Genomic DNA, 19,190 nt, shown 5'->3' with positions numbered 1-19,190 from the left:
CGCACGTTTCCAGGCCCGGAAACGACAGTTGTGGCTCCATAACGCGGGCCGTCAGTCGCAGGTGCTCTCGTGGACCGTGTGGGCGTGGCGTTCCAGCTGCAGGGTGCTGTGGGCCAGGCCGAAGCGCTCCTTCAGGAGCGCGGCCGAGCGGTCGAGGACCGAGCCGTCGCAGCCCGTGGCGTTCTCCTCCGGCCCCTCGACCACCAGGTGCGCCGAGAGCGACGGGGTGCGGTCGTTGATGGCCCAGATGTGCAGGTCGTGCACCTCGGTGACGCCCTCGACGGCCAGCAGGGCGCCGCGCACCTCGTCGACCTCGATGCCGGCGGGCGCGCCCTCGAGCAGCACGTGCCACACCTCGCGCAGCAGACCGACGGCCCGCGGCAGGATCAGCAGCGCGATCAGGAGCGAGGCCACGGTGTCGGCGTAGGGCCAGCCGGTGGTGATCAGCACGAGCGCCGCGGCGATGACGCCGACGGAGCCCAGCGCGTCCCCCAGCACGTGCAGCATCGCGCCGCGCATGTTCATGTTGCCGCGGTCCCCACCGGCGAGGATCAGCAGCGACACCACGTTGCCGACCAGGCCCGCGGCGCCCAGGACCAGCAGCGGCAGCCCGGGGATCTCGGCCGGGGTGAATAGCCGCTCGATGCCCTCGACCGCCACCCAGGCGACGACGGCGACGAGCGCCAGCGCGTTGAGCCCCGCGACCAGGACCTCCACCCGGCCGAGGCCGAAGGTGCGGTGCCGGCTCGCGGGCCGGGTGGCGAGCGCCGCGGCGACGACGGCCGCGGCGAGGGCCCCGGCGTCGGTCAGCAGGTGGCCGAGGTCCGCGAGCAGGGCGAGCGATCCGGTGAGCAGCGCGCCGACGCCCCCGAGCACGGCGCAGAGCAGCGTGACGACCAGCGCCGCGACGAGCCGGCGGCGATCGCTCCCCGCCGAGTGCCCGTGTGCGCCACCGCCGTGCCCGTGACCGTGCCCCGTACCCATGCGTCGCACGTTACCTATGCATCGTCGTGCATGTAAAGCATAGGGTCCCCTCATTTCGGAGGGGTCCGGTCACACCTGAGGGTCAGGTCACGATTCGGTCACCTAGACTTCGGGCGAGGAAAGTCCCCGGGTCGACGGCGAGCGGTGGACCTGTCCCGCCAGCCCGCACGACCCGTCAGGTCCGCTCCGGACCACGATCCCGGGGGTGTCCGCACACCATGCTCAGCGACCGTGAGCGCAGCCAGTTCGCCCTGATCGAGCAGGGGCTGCTGACGGGCGACCCGCTGTTCGTCGCCCGCTGCCGCGCGATCGGCCGCAAGGTGCATCGCTCCGTCCCGGCCGCCGCCCGTCCCGCGCGCACGATGCAGGCCGCCGGGATGATCCCGACACTGCTCCTCGGCGGGGGGCTGGTGCTGCTGGTGCTCGGTGGCGCCGCCGCGGCCGTGCCGATCGTGGTGGCGGGGATCCTGATGGCGATCTCTGCCCTGGGACTGGCGCTCACCACCTCGCAGCAGGCCCGGCCCGACACTCCCGGAGCGACGGGCTAGTCCCTCAGGTGCTCCAGCAGGAGCCGGTTCGTCTCCTCGGGGTTCTCGATCGTCGCCAGGTGGGCGCCGCGCACGACCTCCAGCCGCGCCCCCGGGATCCCGGCCGCGATCGTGCGTGAGTGCGGCTCGACCGGTGTCGAGCGGTCGCTCTCCCCGCCCAGCACGAGGGTCGGCGCGGTGACCGCCCCGAGCCGGTCCCGGTGGTCCCAGGCCTCGATGGCCCGGCAACACGCGAGGTAGCCGTCGTCCGGGGAGTCCGCGACCCAGCCGACCGCCCGCGCGACCTCCGCCGGATGAGCGGCCGCCCAGTCCGGCGTGAACCACTTCTCGACGATCGCGGCGGCGAGCCCGCCCGTGCCGTCCGCCTCGACGCCGGCGATCCGGGTGGGCCAGGCCGTCCGGTCCGGGAAGTACGACGAGGTGCAGCACAGGGCGAGCCTGCTGATCCGCTCCGGCCGCTCCGACCCGAGGTACAGGCCGACCATCCCGCCGAGGGACAGCCCGCACCAGGCCACTCGCTCGAGCCCGAGCGAGTCGAGCGTGGCCAGGGCGGCGTCGGCGAGGCGCGCCATCGTGTACGGGCCCTCCGGGGCCGGTGAGCCGCCGTGCCCGAGGTGGTCCAGCCGGACCACCCGGAAGCGCTCGGCGAGCACCGGCAGGTTCGGCTCCCACATCTCGATCGTGCTGCCCAGCGACCCGAGCAGGACGAGCGGCGGACCGTCCGCGGGCCCGTCGACCCGGCTGTGCAGGATCTCGCTCACGCGCTGCTCCTCGACGCCTCGTGTTCCGCCGCGGTGATCTCGGCGGTGGTCACCGGATCCTCCGCGACCTCCAGCTCCCACCCGGTCTCCGCCCGCACCTGCTCCACGGTGACGCCGGGGTGCAGGTCGGTCAGCACCAGCTCCGCGGTCGCCGGGTCGGGCCGCAACACCCCGAGATCCGTGACGACGGCCAGGGGCCCGCCCCCGGGCAGGCCGAGCGCGGCCCGGTCCACCGGGCCGGTCCCGAAGCCGACGGCGGTTACGAAGTCCACCCGGTCGACGAACGAGTGCAGCCGGTGCGGCAGCACGACGACCGTCTCCCGGGCGTGGGCGGCCACGGCGGCGGAAAGGCCTGCGCCGGCCAGGCGTGCGGTGGGATCGTCGTACTCGCCCAGGACGGTGTCGCCGAGGTTGCCCAGCAGGTCGACCTGGGCGGCGGTGAGCACCCCGACGTCGACCCGGCCCGTCTGCAGCCACGCGTGCAGCTCCGCGAGGCCCGCGAGCACCCCGTCGACCCGGCCGTCCGCCTCCACGATCGTCAGGCCGGGCGCATGGGTGGCCCGCGCGAGCCGCGCCGCCGCGAGCGGCAGGCCGGGCAGGGCGAGGCAGACCTGGTCCGACCGCAGCAGCCGGGCGGCGGCCACCGTCAGCAGTGCGCTCACACCCGCACCTCGTCGAGCCAGCGGCCGAAGCCGGCCCGGTCGGCGGGCGGCCCCTGCGACGTGGCCGGCCCCACCAGGGCGACCCGGTCGACCACGAAGGCCGGCAGCACGATCCCGGGCTCGGCGGGCAGCTCCTCGACGATCTCCTCGACGGTGACGAGGGTGCGGCGGGCGGCGAGCGCGGCCTCCCGCAGGATCCCCGGCGGGCCGGTGACCTGCACGTTCCCGCTCCGATCGGCACGGCGCGCATGCAGGATCGCGACGTCCGGGCGGACCGCCGCCACCGCCGTCACCACCTCGCCGGTGAAGGGGCAGCGCACCGCGGACACGGTGTCGTGCTCGGGCAGGTCGGTCCCGCGGGCGCCGCGCAGCGTGCCGAAGGGCAACCCGGCCGCCCCGGCCGTGTAGCGGGCGACGAGCGCGGCAGCGGTGTACTCCTCGATCTCCAACGGCACCGGGCGGCCCTCGAGGAGCGCCTCCCGGAAGCGGGGCAGCCCCGGATCGGCACCGGCGAACACCAGCCGGCGGACGCACCCGGCGCCGATCAGCTGGTCCGCGAGCGCACCGGCGTGCAGCGTCACCAGCGTGAGCGAGCCGGGGCCGCGCCGCAGCAGTGCACGGGCGGCGGCGACGGGCCGGCCTTCGAGGGCGATCTCCGCGCCGTCGGCGACGAGATCGGCGACGGCGTCGGCCAGAGGCGAGATCGTGGCCACGCGGGAAAGCTAACGGGCCGGGGCCCCACCGGCAACGCGAGCAGCCCGCTCCCGGGGCCGGCGAACAGGGCGTCCGCGGCCGTGCCGCCCCTCGCCGCGGACGACCCGCACGCGGTCCGGAGACCGTCGTGACGCTGCTCACCGCGGTGGACTGACCTTTCGGCGGGGGGCGATGCGGTACTCGTCACGATCGGCGGCGGCCTGTCAACCTGAGTGCCACCCTCGTGCCATGAGCAGCGCACTCTCGTCCTCCCCCCAGGCCGACCCGGAGATCCCGGCGGGCCCGGCGGCGGCCGCGGGCGCGTTCCGGATCGGAGCGGGCCCCGTCGTCAACCGGCTCGGGTTCGGGGCCATGCGGATCACCGGACCCGGGGTCTGGGGCCAGCCCGCCGACCCGAAGGTCGCCATCGAGGTCCTGCGGCGTGCGGTCGACCTCGGCGTCACGCTCGTCGACACGGCGGACTCGTACGGACCCGAGGTGTCCGAGGACCTGATCCGCGAGGCCCTGCACCCGTACGACGGCGTCACCGTCGCCACCAAGGCGGGCCTGGTGCGCCCCGGCCCCGGCCGCTGGACGCCGGTCGGCCGCCCCGAGTACCTGCGTCAGCAGTGCGAGCTCTCGCTCCGCCGGCTCGGCGTCGAGCGCATCGACCTGTTCCAGCTGCACCGGGTGGACCCGCTGGTCCCCGCCGCGGACCAGTTCGGCGTGCTCGCGGACCTCAAGGCCGAGGGCAAGGTCGGCGAGGTCGGCCTCTCGGAGGTCTCGGTCGAGACGATCGAGGAGGCCTCCCGCATCGTCGACATCGCGACGGTGCAGAACCGCTACAACCTGATCGACCGGGCGAGCGACGACGTGCTGCGCTACTGCACCGAGAACGGCATCGGCTTCCTGCCCTGGCACCCGGTGGCCGCCGGTTCGCTGGCCGAGCCCGGCGGCATCGTCGCCGAGATCGCGTGGGCCCACGGTGTCACCGCGCCGCAGGTCGCGCTGGCGTGGCTGCTGCAGCGCTCGTCGGTCATGCTGCCGATCCCCGGCACGGGCGACCTCGCCCACCTCGAGGACAACTGCCGGGCCGCCGGTCTGTCCCTCGAGCTGACCGAGATCCAGCGGCTCGACGAGGGCCTCAGCTCGCTCTGACCCCCGCCGCACGGTCCCCGGTCACATGCGGGCCCGCTCCGCGGTCCTGGGTCAGATGCGGGCCCGCTCCGCGGTCCTGGGTCAGATGCGGGCTCGCTCCGCGGTCCCGGTGATGTTGCGGACCATGCCGCCGAACACGATCCCGTGGAAGGGCGCGACGGACCACCAGTAGAGGTGGCCGGCGAGCCCGTGCGGCACGAACACCGCGCGCTGCGTGTAGCGGGAGCCGGCCGGATCGGGCGCCACGCCCATCTCGAGCCACGCCAGCCCGGGCACCTTCATCTCGGCGCGCAGCCGGAGCAGCCTGCCGGGTTCGAGCTCCTCGACCCGCCACCAGTCCAGCGCGTCCCCCACCAGCAGCTGGTCCGGGTTGCGCCGCCCGCGCGCGAGCCCGACGCCGCCGGCCAGCCGGTCCAGCCACCCGCGCACGGACCAGGCCAGCGGGAACGAGTACCAGCCGCGCTCCCCACCGATGCCCGTCACCACCCGCCACAGGTCCTCGGGAGCGGCCGCGCAGCGCTGCTCCCGGTCGTCCGTGTACACGGTGCCGCCCGCCCAGTCCGGGTCGCTCGGCAGCGGGTCGCTCGGCGCGCCCTCCACGGCGGCCCCCGACCAGTGCGTCTCCACCTCGCCCTCGCCGATCCGGGCCAGCGCGAGCTCGACGGCCTTCTCGTACCCGAGGCACTCACCGGGGGCGTACTCGAGGATGTCGTGCTCCCGGCACACCACCTCGTGCACCAGCGACTCGATCAGCGGCGCGGCGATCCCGCGGGGCACCGGCGTCACCACGTTCACCCAGTGCGCGGACAGGCGCGGCGTGAGCACCGGCGCGGAAAGGATCCGCCGCCTCGGCAGCCCCGCCACCGCGGCGTAGCGCTGCATCATGTCCAGATAGGTGAGGACGTCCGGGCCGCCGATGTCGAAGGTCCGGTTCACCTCGGGCGGCAGCCCGGCGGCGGCGATCAGGTAGCGCAGCACGTCCCGCACGGCGATCGGCTGGACCCGGTTGCGCACCCAGCTCGGCGTGAGCATCACCGGGAGCCGCTCGGTGAGGTAGCGCAGCATCTCGAAGCTCGCCGACCCGGAGCCGAGGATCACCGCGGCCTGCAGCGCCGCCGTCGGCACCCCGCTGCGGAGCAGGATCTCGCCGACCTCCGCCCGGGACTCGAGGTGCTCGGAGAGCGGGCCGTCCGGGTGCAGACCGCCCAGATAGACGATCCGCTGCACACCCGCCTCGCGCGCGGCCTCGGCCAGGACCAGGGCGACCCTGCGGTCGGTCGCCGCGAACCCCTTGTCGCTCAACGAGTGCACCAGGAAGTAGACGACGTCCACGTCCTCGCACGCCGCCCGGACGCTGTCGGGATCGAGCAGGTCGCCCTTCACGATCTCCGCGTCCCGCGCCCAGGGCACGTCCCGGAGCTTGCCGGGGTCCCGCACGAGGCAGCGCACCTCGCCGGTTCCCTCGGCCAGCAGCCGCGGGGCCAGCCTCCCGCCGATGTAGCCGGTGGCTCCGGTGATCAGGTACCGCATGCCGCGATCCTGCCTCAGCTGCCGCGGAACAGCCTGCCGAACGTGCGGCTCCACCACGACGGGACGTGGATCGACCGCGCGGTGTCCGGGTTCCCCTCGTGGGGGTCGACCGCGTTGATGGTCGACGCCGGGGGCTCGTCGTCGCGCAGGAAGGACCGGACCGCGGCGCTCAGCACGGCCAGCAGCGGCACCGCGAGCAGGGCGCCCGGGATGCCGCCGACCACCACGCCGCCCGCCACCGCGAGGACCACGGCGAGCGGGTGCAGCTTCACGGCCCGCCCGAGCAGCAGCGGCTGCAGGACGTGGCCCTCCAGCTGCTGCACCGCCACCACGACGGCCAGGATGATCACGGCCGGGATGGGCCCGTTGGCCACCAGCGCGATCAGCACGGCCACCACGCCGCTGATCACGGCGCCGACGGTCGGGATGAAGGCACCCAGGAACACCAGCGCGGCGAGCGGGATGACCAGCGGCACGCCGACCGCCCAGAGGCCGATGCCGATGCCGATGGCGTCGACGAAGGCCACCAGCACCGTCGCCCGCGTGTACCCGACGAGCGTGGCGAACGCCCGCCGCCCGGCCACGTCGACCCGCTCCCGGCGGGCGCGCGGCGCGACCTTGAGCAGGAAGCGCCAGATCCGCGCGCCGTCGTAGAGGAAGAAGATGAGGGTGAACAGGACCAGCGCGATGCCGGCACCGATCTCGGTGACCGTCGCGGCGGTGGTCAGCGCCCCGGACGTCAGGTTGGCCTTGTTGTCCGTGATGGCCTGGCCGATCTGGCCAGGGATGTCCCGCAGCTGCTCGGACGACAGGTTGAACGGCGGCCGCGCCAGGAACTCCTGGATCGACTGCAGGCTCGCGGTGAGCTGCTGCTGCAGCTGCGGGAAGCCGCCGATGAACGTGTTGACGACGAACGACAGCAGGCCGCCGATCAGCGCGAACCCGGCCACGATGGTGATCGCCACGGCCGGCCCGCGCGGCACCCGGCGGGCGTGCAGCCAGGCGACGACGGGCGACATCAGGCCCGCGATGAGCGTCGCGATCGCGACCGGGACGACCACCACCCGGAGCTGGATGATCAGGAAGACCAGCAGGCCGAACGCGGCGGCGATGACCAGGGCCCGGGCGCACACCTCGGAGGTGACGCGCAGCGGGGTCGGGATCGAGCTGGCCGCGCGCGAGCGCCCCCCGTCCGCCTGCCCGTGGACGACCACGGCCGCGGCGCGGGTGCCGGCGGGGGGAACGGGTGGGCCCGCGGCGGGATCGGCCGGCCCCGGTCCGTCGCCCGGATCGGGGTCCCGGGCGCCCGCGTCGGGCTCGGTGGCGGGGTCCGGAGCCCGGTCGTCGGTCATGGGCGAACGGTAACCGGTTCGGTGTGCCGCGAAACCGGATGAGCCGGGCTGCTCCGACCCGGTGACGCTCCGCGGCAGGGGCCACCGGGGTGGCCTAGCACGGAGGGGTCGTGATCACGGAGCGTCGAATGACACCCGTGTAGTTGACCGTCTCCTGATCGTCCAGGGGTCCGGACGAGTGATGACGCAGTGACGGAAAGCAATAACGGCGGATCTCGGCGACGGGGAGAACGCTAGTGATCTGTCCCCCCGGAGGCGGCGCGGGACACGCCGGAAGATCGTCGTTCAGCCCGAAAGTGTGGCCGTGGGGGCGCCGGCCCGGCCTCGGTGGATCGCTGCCCCACCTGCGCGTTCCCTCGTCCGGGTGGTGCGGCGCGGGGACCGGCCGGAGATCGTGCCGGCTGCCGCGTTCCGTCGCGCTGCCGCCTGTGCCGCGGGGCGCCCCGGGACCGGCCGGGGTGAAACCGGATCACGACTTCGACACGGCCCGGCGTGCCGCTCCGCCCGGTTCACCACGCCGCACTGTGTCGCGGAGCGTCACGAAAGTGTGGTGGATGACTGCGCAGCGCTACATCGACGGCACGATCGAAAGCGTTACACCACCCGATCGAATGGAGTCGGCCGAAATCCTCGTAATGACCCGGCCCGGCCCGTTTCCCCGAGCAGGTGACCCCGTTGTGGGTGGTGTGTGCGGCCGAACGGCCCTGTGGGGACAGGTCCGATGGCACCATCGCGCGGCACACGGCGACGACCAGGGACGAAGACGGAGGTGCGGGGCGTGACCGATCGGGAGCGGACCCACGGAGCGAACGGGACGGTCCGGCGACGGACCACGGTGCGGGTGCGGGGTGTCGAGGACACCGGCCCGTTCCCGGGGCGGCACGCCAGCCGCACCGAGATCGCCGCGGAGACGCCGATCTTCCACGACCTCACCATCGGCGGCTGGCGCAGCGGGCAGGCGGCGCGCCCGCAGCAGCCGGCCCGCAGGCGTCCGGCGGAGGCGCCGGTCGACGCGCTGGACGACTTCCGCCGCGACCCGCTGACCGCGCCGATCCCGGTGCAGGCCTACGCGGCCCTCGCAGCCCCGGTGCCCGCGGGCCACGTGCCGGCACCGGCGCGGGTCCGGGTCCCGGCCCCGTCCGCTCCGGCTCCGGCTCCGATCTCCGCAGGTCCGGACCGCGCCCCGCTCTACGCGGCGCACGTCCCGGCCTACGCCCCCGCCGCCCCGGCCTACACGTCGCTGACGGACACGGGCCCGCACGCCCTCGCCGGGCTGTCGTCGCGCAGCGGCCGGCACCACCGCCGCGCCGTGAGCTCCGGCTCCGGCCTGCACCACCTCGGGCACTAGGCACCAGGGAAGAGAACGGACCGCGGCCGCTTCGGGCCGCGGCAAGGTGCCGGCGGGCTGGGGAGCCCGCCGACGCCGACCAGGGGCCGGTGGCCCGGGGTCCGGTGGGAGTGACCGGACCGCGGAACCACCGGCCCTCGTCGTGCGCCCCCGACCCCGCGAGTCGGCATCTCCCGCGGTTCCGCCCCGCGCGTCAGCGGCCCCGGGACCTCAGCTCGTGGCGTTGCCCAGCAGCGCGTCGAGGTGGTCCCCCGTGAACCGCCGGTCCGGGTCGATCCGCTCCCGCAGCGCGAGGAAGTCCGTCAGCCGCGGGTAGGCCAGCGCCACGTCCGCGGCCGTCCAGTCGTGCCGGCCTCCCCAGTGCGGGCGCCCGCCCATCCCCTCGAGCACGCTGCCGACCAGCCGGAACAGCCGGCCCTGCGTCTCGCCGCGGCTCGCCCGGACGGCGATCCACGCCGTGGGCCGGCCGTGTGCGGGATGCAGCCACCCGGTCTCCGCCGGCCCCGTCCGCACCTCGATCGGCCGCTTGATCTCGACGTCCTGGGCCGCCGTCGCCGCCCCGAGCTCCCGCAGCGCAGTGTCGAGGGCCTCCCGCGGGACCGCCCACTCGGTGAACTCGGCGCGCGCCGGATGCGGGTCGCGGAGCAGGTCGTACGGCAAACCGGTCGTGGCCTCGTCGAACCGCGGGACGGGCCGGGATCGCTGAGCGGACCACTGGGTGGACGCCGCGTGCCCGATTCGGGTGGCGACCCGGCCGAGCGCCTCGACGGGGCCGCCGCCGACCGGCTCGGGCTCGCGGTCCAGGGGCGGCCCGACCCGGCGCAGCAGGCCCTCGCCGCTCGGCAGGTGGAGCTCGAACGACGTCCAGGGCGACGTGTCCAGCGGCCCACCGGGCGCCAGCACCTCCGGATGGGCGTGCGCGATCTCCTCCCGGATCTCGCCCTCGACGGCCGGGACGGTCCGCAGCGTCACCTCGGTCAGGACACCCAGCACGCCGAGCCCGACCCGGAGCCCGTCGAGCTCCGAGTCGTCGGCGGTGCGGAGCCGCCCGCCGCCGTCGACGAGCCGCGAGCCCGTGACCAGCGCGGACAGCGAGCCCCACTGGGTGGAGCCGCCGTGCGTCCCGGTGGCCACGGCGCCGGCGACGGTCGCCGCGGGCGCGTGGGTGACGAGCGGCAGCATGCGGCCGTGGGCGGCGAGCGCCGCCTGGACCGAGGTGATCGACGCGCCGGCCCGCACCCGCACGGTCTCGGCCCCCACCGCGACGATCCCGGTGAGCGCCGAACAGTCCAGATGGACGTCGCCGGTGAGCACGAGCGCGCTGTCCGACCAACCCGACCCGACGGGCCGGACGGTGTGGCCCCGCTCGGCCGCGCGGCGGACCGCCGCGACCACCCCGGCCTCGTCGAGCGGCCGATCGGTCCGTTGGGGCCGGCACTGCTGCCCACCCGACCAGTTCCCCCACATTGGCTCGACCCTATCCCCCGGGCCGCGGCGGCCCGGCCCGCCGAGCCGGACCCCGCCGTCGCAGATGTGTGTTCCGGCCTACCGGCTCTGCTCGGGGGCGCGCGCCGACTTCGCCGCAGGAGCGAGGGGCGGCCTCAACGGCCGGACGTGGGGCGCCGCGTCCCCGGTCGACGTCGCAGATGTGTGTTTCGGCCTACCGGCTCTGCTCGATGGCGGGCTCCGCCCGCGCGCCGACTCGCGGGCTTGGGGTCGGTGCGGGGGCGTCAGGTGTGGAGGCGGGTGGCGATGGTGCGGAGGTCGGAGTGGGCGCGGGCGGCGTCGACCGTGACGGGCTCGCCGTCGTCGATCACCTGCTCCCCGCCCACCCACACGTCCCTGACCAGGCGGGATCCGCCGGCCCACACCAGGTTGGAGACGAGCTGGGCGTCGTCCTCGGGGGCGACGAAGGCGGGATCGTCGAGGTCGACGTGCACCAGGTCCGCGCGGCGGCCCGGTTCCAGCACCCCGAGGTCGTCCCGGTCGATGGCGGCCGCGCCGTCCCGGGTGGCCATCAGGACCACGTCCGCGGCCGTCAGCGCCGCGGCGTCCTCGGAGCGCAGGCGCGCGTAGAGCGCGGCGAGGCGGGCCTGTTGCCAGAGATCGAGATCGTCCCCCGATGCCGGGCCGTCCGTGCCCAGGCCCACCCGGATCCCGGATCGCCGCAGGTCCGCGACCCGCGCGATCCCCGCGGCGAGCTTGCCGTTGGAGCCGGGACAGTGGGCGACGGCGACCCCGTGCGCGGCGAACAGCGCCAGATCCGCGTCCGAGAGCTGGATGGAGTGGGCCGCGAGCACCCGCCCACCGAACGCGCCGACGGCCGCGAGCTCGGCCGGGACCGACCCGAACTCGGCCCGCTGCGCCACGTCCTCCTGGCGGGACTCGGCCACGTGGACGTGCAGCAACGCCCCCCGTGCCCGCGCCGCCGCCGCGATCGACGCCAGGGCCGCGGGCGGGAGGGTGTAGGCGCTGTGCGGGCCGTAGCCCAGCTCGATCCGGTCGTGGGGGTGCAGGCCGTCGGCGTCGATCCGGGCCGACACCTCGTCCCGCATCTGCTCCCAGGTGCCCAGCCGGTCCCAGCCCGGCGCCGCGATGATCCCCGGGGTGAGGATGGCGCGGGAGCCGGCCGCGAGGACCCCTTCGATCACCGCGTCGGTGAAGAAGTACATCTCGACGCTCGTCGTGCAGCCGCCGCGCAGCAGCTCGACCGCGCCCGCGGTCATGGCGGCCCGCACGTCGTCCGGGCCCAGACGGGCCTCCGCCGGCCACATGACGTCCTGCAGCCAGGACATCAGCGGCAGGTCCCCGCCCATCCCGCGCAGCGGCAGCATCGGCGTGTGCGCGTGGGTGTTCACCAGCCCGGGCATGAGCAGCCCGGACAGCCGCGTGACGGGTCCCGCCCATGCCGGCGCCGCCGCCTGCGGGCCGATCCAGGTGATCCGCCCGTCGACCACGTCGAGAGCCGCGTCCCGCACGATCGGGAAGCCCTCGCCGCAGGTCAGTGCGACGGGGGCGGTGAACCTCACCGACGCGGCTCCAGCAGCGACCGCAGCGTGCGGAAGGGCGGCAGCCAGGCGCCGTCGTCCGGCAGGGTCTCGAGCGTCATGCGCGGGAGCGGCTCGCGGAAGACGCCGTCGATGTCCTCGAGGTCGAGGAAGGAGATGACCTCGGAGTTCAGCGCGAAGTTGGCGTACTCCCGGAACCCGATGACGGTGACGTCGATGTGGTCCGCGATGAGCTTCTCGAGCGGCTCGCGGAAGGCCCGCCCGTCCCCCGAGGCGACGACGACGTGGCGGAGGTAGCCCTCCTGCTCCCGCAGCGCGATGTGCTGGAGCATGTCGTCGTCGATGTCCGAGTCCTCGGTCACCTTGGGCTTGGCGAACACGGCGAAGCCGACGTTGCGCAGCGCCTCGACCCAGGGCCGGACGACCTCCGTCGACCCGGGCACGACGTTGGTGAACACGCAGGCCTCGGCCACCGCGTCCGGGCCGGCCAGGTCGAGCAGCCAGCGGCCCACGGCGTCGAAGCGCGGGCGGAACGCCGACGTCGGGCGCGCGCCCAGCAGCGAGCCGAGGCTCATGTCCATGTTGGGCGCGTCCCAGACGAGCAGCACCCGCGGGAGGGGACCGGGTGTCGTCACGGGCTCTCCCGGCGGGCGGTACGCATGCCGGTGAGCCTATCCCGCCGGGCGCACACTGAGCGGGTGACCACGGATGCGCAGGGCGTCGCCGAGCGGGTGGCGGCGGCCATGGAGGAGCACGACGCGGCGATCCGCGGGGCGGGGATCCGGCTGCTCGACGTCGGACCGGGCCGGGCGCGCACCGCGCTCACAGTGGAGGATCGCCACGTCAACGGGCACGGCATCGCCCACGGCGGCTACCTGTTCTTCCTCGCCGACGCCGCGTTCTCCTTCGCCTGCAACAGCCACGGGACGTCCACTATGGCCGCCGGAGCGGACGTCACCTTCGTCCGCGCGGCCCGCCTCGGCGACGACCTGGTGGCCGAGGCGACCGAACGGGTCCGCTCCGGCCGCTCCGGCCTCTACGACGTGACCGTCCGGGTGGGCGACGAGGTGGTGGCCGAGTTCCGCGGCCGCTCCCGCGCCGTCCCCGGCCTTCCCGCCCCCGGCGCTCCGGCCCCCGCCGCTGCCACCCCGCCCCCGCCCGCCGTCCCCGCCGCCCCGCCCCAGCCGAGATGAACCTGAGGGCGATTCCGACCATGATCGAATCGCCCTCAGGTTCATCTCGAGCGGTAGAGGAGGTCGCGGATGTCGCGGCCCTCGCGCACGGCGCGTTCCTCGAACTTGGTCAGCGGGCGGGAGTCCGGGCGCGGGAGCCAGGGGTCCATCGCCTCGTCGCGCTCCAGGGCGGCGCAGGCGTCGCAGACCGCGAGCATCTGGTCCGCGTAGTGGGCCCAGTCCGTGGCCAGGTGCAGGAACCCGCCGGGGACCAGCCGGGACGCGGCCAGCGCGGCGAACTCCGGCTGCACCAGGCGGCGTTTGTGGTGACGGCGTTTGGGCCAGGGGTCCGGGAAGTACAACCGGATCCCGGCGAGGGACCGCTCCGGGACGGCCCGTTCCAACAGGTCCACGGCATCCCCCCGGAGGAGGCGCAGGTTCTCGATCTCCGCCTCGCGCAGCCGGATCAGCAGGTGCGCCAGGCCGGGCTCGTAGACCTCGACCCCGAGGAGGTTCGTCGCGGGCTCGGCAGCCGCCATCCGCGCGGTGGCCTCGCCGTTGCCCGTGCCGATCTCCAGCACGAGCGGGGCCTCGCGCAGGAACAGCGCGCCCACCGAGGACACCTCCGCGACGTCCCCGCCGTACACGGGCCACCAGCGGTCCCAGGCGTTCTGCTGACCCTCGGTCAGCCGGGTGCGGTGACGGACGAACGACGGGATCCGGCCGGGGTCCGGGTGTGCGGGGCCCACCATCGAGTCGGTGTCAGGCACCGTTCGCCGCGGGCAGCGAGACGTGCGCGGTCGCGCCGGGGAGCTTGCCCCGCACGTACCCGGCCGTGGTGAACCCGAGGCAGACGACGACCGCGGCGGCCGAGGCCGGACGCCCGGCCCTGACCTCGCGCAACACGGCCCTGGGCAGCACGGTCGCGACGTAGCCACGCTCGGTGGACAGCGCGTCCCCCTGCCCGACCAGCTTGGACACGGCCGCCTTCGACAGGCCCTCCGCCCAGCTCCGCCGGCGCAGGTACGCCCACTCGACGCGGTCCTCGCTGACCCGGTGGTCCACGGCGGCCCGGGGCTCGAACAGGATCTTGATGTCCCGCCCGTCCGCCCGGTAGGCCTGCCGGGCACGGATGCAGAGCTCGGTCTCCTCGCAGCCCAGCGGGTTCTTGCCGATCCGCCCGATGTCCTCGGCGAACCCCCCGACACGCTTGAACACCTCGGCCCGCAGGGACATGTTGCAGCCCATGAGGTTGCGCACCTCGGCCTGCGCGGTGGGCTGGCCGGTGTAGGTGCAGCCGACGACCCAGTCCAGCTCGCCCGTGCCGTGGTCGGACAGAGCGTCGCCGGGCAGCATGACCGGCCGCCCACCGGGAAAGCGCGGGTGCGCGACGCCGCCCACGCCGGCCACCGCGGGATCGGCATAGGGCTCCAACAGGGCGCGCAACCAGCCGGGCCGGGCCGACGCGTCGTCGTCGAGGAACACGACGACCTCGCCCTTCGCGAGCTCGACGGCCGTGTTGCGGGCCCCGGACAGGCCCTGCTTGTGCGCGTTGGCCACCACGACGAGCTCGGGGAAGGCCTCGCGGGCCCGGTCGAGCAGCGCCGGATTGTGGTCGACGACGACGATCGTCTCGAGCGGCCGGACGTCCTGCGCGGCCACCGACTCCACGGCCGCGACGATGTCCGCCCACCGCTTCTCGGTGTACACGCACACCACGACGCTCGCCGTGACGGGCGGCGCGCCGACGGGCTCGAACAGGTTCACGACCGGGTTCCTCCAGGTTGGCGCCGCGGAGGCCTCGGGGCGGTCGGCCCCGGCGGCGCTCCACGCTGCTCACGTGCGGCGTCAGCTCTCGTGGTGCTCCGCGCGGCTCGGCTTCTGCGCCGCTCCGCGCGGCTCAGCTCTTGCGCCGTTCCGCGCGATTCAGCTCTTGCGCCGCTCCGCGCGGCGGTGCTCCGCGAGAAGGGTACGCAACACCCGCATGCCGTCCGCGAAGGTCCGCAGGTTCGTGTCGCCGAACATGCGCTCCTTCTCGATCGAGGGCACCTCGGTGATCTTCAGGCCGGCCGCCGCGATCCGGCAGTTGAGGAGCGTCTCGATCTCGAAGCCGTCGCCCCAGACCATGGTGCCGTCCTCGGGCTGCGGCACCGCCGGGTCGGGCAGGTCGAGCAGCGGGATGAGGTCGGCCCAGAAGGCGTTGTAGCCGTAGCAGAGATCCGTGTACGAGGTCCCGAACATCACGTTGGCCATGACGTTCAGCCCGGCGTTGCCGGTCTTGCGCAGCAGCGTGATGTCGTCGCTGCCGCCGCCCTCGGCGAACCGGCTGCCCTTCGCGAAGTCGGCACCCGCCACCAGGGCCGACACGAAGGCAGGGATCTCCCGCGGATCGGCCGAGCCGTCCGCGTCGAACATCACGACGACGTCGCCCGTGGCCGCGGCGAACCCGCAGGCCATCGCGTTGCCCTTGCCCTTGCGGGTCTGCGTGATGCAGCGGACCCAGGGCAGGGTGCGGCGAGCGGCGCCGATCGTGTCGTCCATGGAGTTGCCGTCGACCACGATGATCTCGTGCACGGCGGGGCGCACGGCCGCGATCTGCGGCAGCACCACCTCGATGTTCCTGGCCTCGTTGCGGGTCGGGACGATCACCGTGACGGCCGGGTTGCCCGAGCGCCGCGGCGAGGGCCGCGGCCGCGGGCGACGGCTGGTGGTCGGCTCGTCGATCGGCTTCGCCGCGGCACCCGAACCGGGCAGCGCGCCGGGCGACGGGGCCGGCCGGTAGCCGGGTGGCGGCGGGGTGTAGCCGCCGGGAGGTGCGGGGTGGCCGGGGTGCGGTCCGGGACCGGGCGGGCCGGGGCGCGGGCCACGGTGCGGCGGCGCCCCGGGCGTCCCGGGGGGCGCCGGCGATGCGGCCGATCGGGCGGGCGTTACGGCGCTCACACAACCTCCAGACAGGTCCGCTCCACCGTTCCAACGAGCGAGCGCGATCCCGCGATACGCGTGATCGTCGTCTCACTCGTAGGAGATCGGGGTGGCCGGGGAGCGTGACCTTTTCGTGACCCGATGCTCGTACTTCCACGCATCCTGTCTGACGCCCCGACAGGGATGCTCACCGGTATGACCGAACCGACCGGTGGACCCGTCGCCGTCGACGAGCGGGTGCAGGCCGTGGCAACCGAGCTGGGTGAGCTCGGCCGGCGGCTCGACGGCCTGGGCACCACACTGAACTCCCTGGTGGGAGAGTTGCGCGCGGGGGCCGTGACCGGCCCACAGCCGCCGTCCCCGGCTCCCTCCCCACTGCCGGTGACCCCGGCCGAACCGTCCGCCGACGCCTCGGTGCCCCCCGTCGCCCCGCGCGTGTCGCCGTGGGCCGCGCCGGGCGAGGTGGCGACGCCGCCCGGCGGGACGGCCGGAGCCCCGTCGGGTGTGGCGGGTGCGCGACCGGGTGGTGACGCGCCGGGCGCGGCGGTCGAGGGGTCCGCCGGACCGGCGCGTCCCCCGGCACCCGAGAGCGCTCCCCCGGCTCCCGCTGCGCCCACCGCCGGTCTCCAGCGGCCCGGTACGCCCGGCCCGACCCCCGGTGCCCAGGACCGGCCCGCACAGGGCGACGGGACCGAGGGCTCCGGCCCGCAGGGTTCCGGGACGCAGGGCTTCGGCCAGCAGGGCTACGGCCCGCAGGGCTACGGAGCCCAGGACCACGGCCCGCAGGGTCGGGCAGGTCAGGGCTACAGCACCCAGGGGCATGCGGCGCAGGGCTACGGCGCTCAGGGTCACGCGGCTCAGGGCTACGTGGCTCAGGGTTACGTGGCTCAGGGCTACGTGGCTCAGGGTTACGTGGCTCAGGGCTACGCGGCTCAGGGCTACGCGGCACAGGCCGCCGGCCGCCCCGCCGTCCCGTACTGGGACGGCACCCGCTGGATCGACCCCCGCACCGCACCCGTCGCCGGCCCCCCGCGCCCGACCGCCGCCCAGAGGATGCAGTCCCGGCTGACCGGGCCCGGCCTGCTCGCCGCGATCGGCGGCGCCGTGACCCTGCTCGGGGTCGTGCTGCTGCTCGCCCTCGCCGCCTCCCGCGGCTGGTTCTCCCCGACCGGACGCGTGGTCGCCGGCGGCGTGCTCGGCGTCGTCCTCGTCGGGCTGGCGCTGCGGCTGAACCGCAAGGCCACGCCGGGCGACGGGGCCCGGACCGGGGCGCTCGCGCTCGCGGGCACCGGCTTCGCCGCCCTCTATCTCGACGTCGCCGCCGCGACCGCGCTCTACCACCTCGTCCCGCAGGTGGCGGGCCTGATCGGGGCGGCCGTCGTGGCCGGGGCCGCGCTCGCGCTGGCGGACCGCTGGCGCTCGGAGGCCCTCGCGGCCGGTGCCCTCGTCGGCGCCGCGCTGCTCGCCCCCGTCGTCACGGAGGGGATCACGACCCTGCTGGTCGGGCTCATCCTGGTGCTGCAGGCCGCCTCGGTGCCGGTCGTCGTGCGCCGCGGCTGGCCGGTGCTCGCCGGTGTGGCCGCCGGGTTCCCCGCGCTCTACGGCATGGTCCTCGCCGGGAACGAGCGCCCGGGCGGGGCCGTCGTCGCCGTCCTGGTCGCGGTGCTGGTCGTGGGCCTGTCCGCCGCGGTGCTCCAGGCGGTCGTCGGGCTGCAGCCGTCCGCCGCCGCCCGGCTGCCCATGGGGCTGACCCTCGGCGCGCTGATCGCCGCGCCGCTGCCCCTGCTCGTCCTCGCCCCCCGCGTCGGGGACTGGTCCGGTACCGCGCTCGCCGCGCTGGCCGCCGTCGGGCTCTTCGCCATCGCCGCCTGGCACGCCCTCACCAAGGCCCTGCGGATCACCGGCCTCGCCGCCGGGTCGGTCGCGCTGCTGGAGGCGCTCTCGATCTCGCTGGACGGCGCGGTGCTGCAGCAGGTGCTGCTCGGCGTCTCGCTCGTGATGCTGGTGGTCGCGTCGCTGCTGCGGTCGCGGGCCACGCTCGCCTTCGGCGGCGCGTTCGGGATCTTCGGGCTGCTGGCCGCGCTCGGCGGGCCGCTGCGGATCGGCGCGCTCGTCGACTACCCGCGGGTGTCGTTCGAGCCCGGCCTGGTCACCGCGCTGGTGCTGTCGGTGCTGGTCCTGGCCGCCGGGGTGGCCGCGCTGGTCGCCGCCGGACGGATCGGGGTGGCCCGCGCGGACGCCGCGACGGCCTGGTTCTGGGTCCCCACCGCTCTGATCGCCCTCTACGGCGCGGCGGGCGTGGTGATCGTCCCGGCGCTGATGGCGATGCCGGACCGCACCGGCTTCGTGACGGGGCACGCGATCGTCACGGTCTCCTGGACCGTCGCCGCGCTCGTGCTGCTCGCCCGCGGGATCGCCCGCCCGGCGCTACGGGTGGCCGGGCTGGTGCTGGTCGCGGCCGCCGTCGGCAAGCTGGTGCTCTTCGACCTGCTCGCCCTCGACGGGATCGCCCGCGTGGCGGCGTTCCTCGGCGCCGGCCTGGTCCTGCTGGCGGCGGGCAGCCGGTACGCCCGTCTCGTGGCGCGGGCCCGGCAGGCCGAGGGGAGCCGGCAGGAATGGGCCCAGCAGTGACGGGGTGGTCTCGACGGCCAGCCGCAGCCCGGAGTCGACGTCCACGTCGTGGGCGTGGAAGGCCCCCCGGCCCGCCGCCGTCGTCGCGACGAGGGTGACCAGCCCGGTCCGCCGCTGCAGCAGCGTCTGCCGGACGGTCCAGCCGATCACCCCGTCCCGGCGCAGCGCGACGGTGGTGCGCCGCAGCGATCCCGCGCGCACCACCAGGTAGTCGCCGACGACCGTGTGCCCGAGCCCGCGGTAGGTGTCCAGCGCCAGCGCCGCCGCCACGGGCGATCCCACCAGCGCCACCGCGGCGGCGGCGATCAGCCATCCCGGCCCGGCGACCGCCGCGGTCAGGGCCAGCAGCGCCGCCAGGACCACCACGACGAGCGCGACGCGCCGCAGCCGCCGCCGGCGCGCGGCCGGCGGGGGCGGGCGC

Annotated in this window: 17 protein-coding genes and 1 pseudogene; 5 read left to right on the top strand and 13 right to left on the bottom strand. The window is 75.2% G+C overall.

The features are described from left to right. Window positions 1-51 precede the first annotated feature (51 nt). Window positions 52-984 (bottom strand): cation diffusion facilitator family transporter, encoded by a 933-nt coding sequence (locus tag ABD324_RS20705; protein ID WP_344419482.1) that lies wholly within the window; start codon window positions 982-984, stop codon window positions 52-54. Between the two features lie 218 nt (window positions 985-1,202). Between ABD324_RS20705 and ABD324_RS20700 the strand changes: the two genes are divergently transcribed. After that, window positions 1,203-1,532, top strand: a complete 330-nt coding sequence (locus ABD324_RS20700) for a DUF3040 domain-containing protein (RefSeq protein WP_344419480.1) — start codon at window positions 1,203-1,205, stop codon at window positions 1,530-1,532. On the opposite strand, the gene pcaD is transcribed toward ABD324_RS20700, so the two are convergent. From pcaD to ABD324_RS20685, 3 genes are read right to left on the bottom strand one after another with little or no spacing between them, the layout of a single operon-like run. Further along, window positions 1,529-2,293 carry a 3-oxoadipate enol-lactonase gene (gene pcaD / locus ABD324_RS20695; protein WP_344419477.1) on the bottom strand — a complete coding sequence of 255 codons (765 nt, stop codon included), beginning with the start codon at window positions 2,291-2,293 and terminating at the stop codon, window positions 1,529-1,531. The two genes, ABD324_RS20700 and pcaD, sit on opposite strands and share 4 nt — an antisense overlap. Beyond that, on the bottom strand, window positions 2,290-2,955 hold the full coding sequence (locus ABD324_RS20690; RefSeq protein ID WP_344419475.1) for a CoA-transferase: 666 nt from the start codon (window positions 2,953-2,955) through the stop codon (window positions 2,290-2,292). Before ABD324_RS20690 ends, pcaD begins: the two co-directional genes overlap by 4 nt. After that, window positions 2,952-3,668, bottom strand: a complete 717-nt coding sequence (locus tag ABD324_RS20685; RefSeq protein WP_344419472.1) for a CoA transferase subunit A — start codon at window positions 3,666-3,668, stop codon at window positions 2,952-2,954. Before ABD324_RS20685 ends, ABD324_RS20690 begins: the two co-directional genes overlap by 4 nt. A 229-nt stretch (window positions 3,669-3,897) precedes the next feature. Between ABD324_RS20685 and ABD324_RS20680 the strand changes: the two genes are divergently transcribed. Further along, window positions 3,898-4,806, top strand: a complete 909-nt coding sequence (locus tag ABD324_RS20680) for an aldo/keto reductase (RefSeq protein ID WP_344419469.1) — start codon at window positions 3,898-3,900, stop codon at window positions 4,804-4,806. An 81-nt stretch (window positions 4,807-4,887) separates the two neighbouring features. Here ABD324_RS20680 and ABD324_RS20675 read toward each other — a convergent pair whose 3' ends face one another. Continuing rightward, the gene (locus tag ABD324_RS20675; RefSeq protein WP_344419466.1) at window positions 4,888-6,336 is read right to left on the bottom strand and encodes an SDR family oxidoreductase; all 1,449 of its coding nucleotides are present in this window, start codon (window positions 6,334-6,336) and stop codon (window positions 4,888-4,890) included. Window positions 6,337-6,350: 14 nt separating this feature from the next. Further along, window positions 6,351-7,688 carry an AI-2E family transporter gene (locus tag ABD324_RS20670; protein WP_344419463.1) on the bottom strand — a complete coding sequence of 446 codons (1,338 nt, stop codon included), beginning with the start codon at window positions 7,686-7,688 and terminating at the stop codon, window positions 6,351-6,353. 778 nt (window positions 7,689-8,466) lie between these two features. On the opposite strand from ABD324_RS20670, the gene ABD324_RS20665 reads away from it, so the two are divergent. Continuing rightward, on the top strand, window positions 8,467-9,036 hold the full coding sequence (locus tag ABD324_RS20665) for a hypothetical protein (protein ID WP_344419460.1): 570 nt from the start codon (window positions 8,467-8,469) through the stop codon (window positions 9,034-9,036). 210 nt (window positions 9,037-9,246) lie between these two features. On the opposite strand, the gene ABD324_RS20660 is transcribed toward ABD324_RS20665, so the two are convergent. From ABD324_RS20660 to ABD324_RS20650, 3 genes are all read right to left on the bottom strand, one after another. Next, window positions 9,247-10,503, bottom strand: coding sequence for a D-arabinono-1,4-lactone oxidase (locus ABD324_RS20660; protein ID WP_344419457.1), 1,257 nt, complete (start codon window positions 10,501-10,503; stop codon window positions 9,247-9,249). A 263-nt stretch (window positions 10,504-10,766) separates the two neighbouring features. Next, window positions 10,767-12,065, bottom strand: coding sequence for an amidohydrolase family protein (locus ABD324_RS20655; protein ID WP_344419454.1), 1,299 nt, complete (start codon window positions 12,063-12,065; stop codon window positions 10,767-10,769). After that, window positions 12,062-12,679, bottom strand: coding sequence for an NYN domain-containing protein (locus ABD324_RS20650; protein ID WP_344419451.1), 618 nt, complete (start codon window positions 12,677-12,679; stop codon window positions 12,062-12,064). The genes ABD324_RS20655 and ABD324_RS20650 overlap by 4 nt, the downstream gene beginning before the upstream one ends. Before the next feature lie 108 nt (window positions 12,680-12,787). Between ABD324_RS20650 and paaI the strand changes: the two genes are divergently transcribed. Then, window positions 12,788-13,237 carry a hydroxyphenylacetyl-CoA thioesterase PaaI gene (gene paaI, locus ABD324_RS20645; protein ID WP_344419605.1) on the top strand — a complete coding sequence of 150 codons (450 nt, stop codon included), beginning with the start codon at window positions 12,788-12,790 and terminating at the stop codon, window positions 13,235-13,237. A 41-nt stretch (window positions 13,238-13,278) separates the two neighbouring features. On the opposite strand, the gene trmB is transcribed toward paaI, so the two are convergent. The 3 genes from trmB to ABD324_RS20630 all read right to left on the bottom strand — a co-directional run bounded on the left by trmB (window position 13,279) and on the right by ABD324_RS20630 (window position 16,156). Further along, the gene (gene trmB, locus ABD324_RS20640; RefSeq protein ID WP_344419448.1) at window positions 13,279-13,986 is read right to left on the bottom strand and encodes a tRNA (guanosine(46)-N7)-methyltransferase TrmB; all 708 of its coding nucleotides are present in this window, start codon (window positions 13,984-13,986) and stop codon (window positions 13,279-13,281) included. Further along, window positions 13,979-14,983, bottom strand: a complete 1,005-nt coding sequence (locus ABD324_RS20635; protein WP_344419445.1) for a glycosyltransferase family 2 protein — start codon at window positions 14,981-14,983, stop codon at window positions 13,979-13,981. The genes trmB and ABD324_RS20635 overlap by 8 nt, the downstream gene beginning before the upstream one ends. 159 nt (window positions 14,984-15,142) lie before the next feature. Next, window positions 15,143-16,156 (bottom strand): glycosyltransferase family 2 protein, encoded by a 1,014-nt coding sequence (locus ABD324_RS20630; RefSeq protein WP_344419443.1) that lies wholly within the window; start codon window positions 16,154-16,156, stop codon window positions 15,143-15,145. Window positions 16,157-16,333: 177 nt separating this feature from the next. Between ABD324_RS20630 and ABD324_RS20625 the strand changes: the two genes are divergently transcribed. Next, window positions 16,334-18,769, top strand: coding sequence for a DUF2339 domain-containing protein (locus ABD324_RS20625; protein WP_425565873.1), 2,436 nt, complete (start codon window positions 16,334-16,336; stop codon window positions 18,767-18,769). An 81-nt stretch (window positions 18,770-18,850) separates the two neighbouring features. Here ABD324_RS20625 and ABD324_RS37315 read toward each other — a convergent pair. After that, a pseudogene (locus ABD324_RS37315) lies at window positions 18,851-18,970 on the bottom strand (PH domain-containing protein); the annotation flags it as partial. Between the last annotated feature and the right edge of the window lie 220 nt (window positions 18,971-19,190).

Origin of the sequence: Pseudonocardia ailaonensis (genome assembly GCF_039531635.1) — a bacterium.
Classification (GTDB): Bacteria; Actinomycetota; Actinomycetes; order Mycobacteriales; family Pseudonocardiaceae; genus Pseudonocardia; species Pseudonocardia ailaonensis.
The sequence above is the reverse complement of the archived record's forward strand: the minus strand, read 5'-3'. Positions and strand labels throughout refer to the sequence as shown.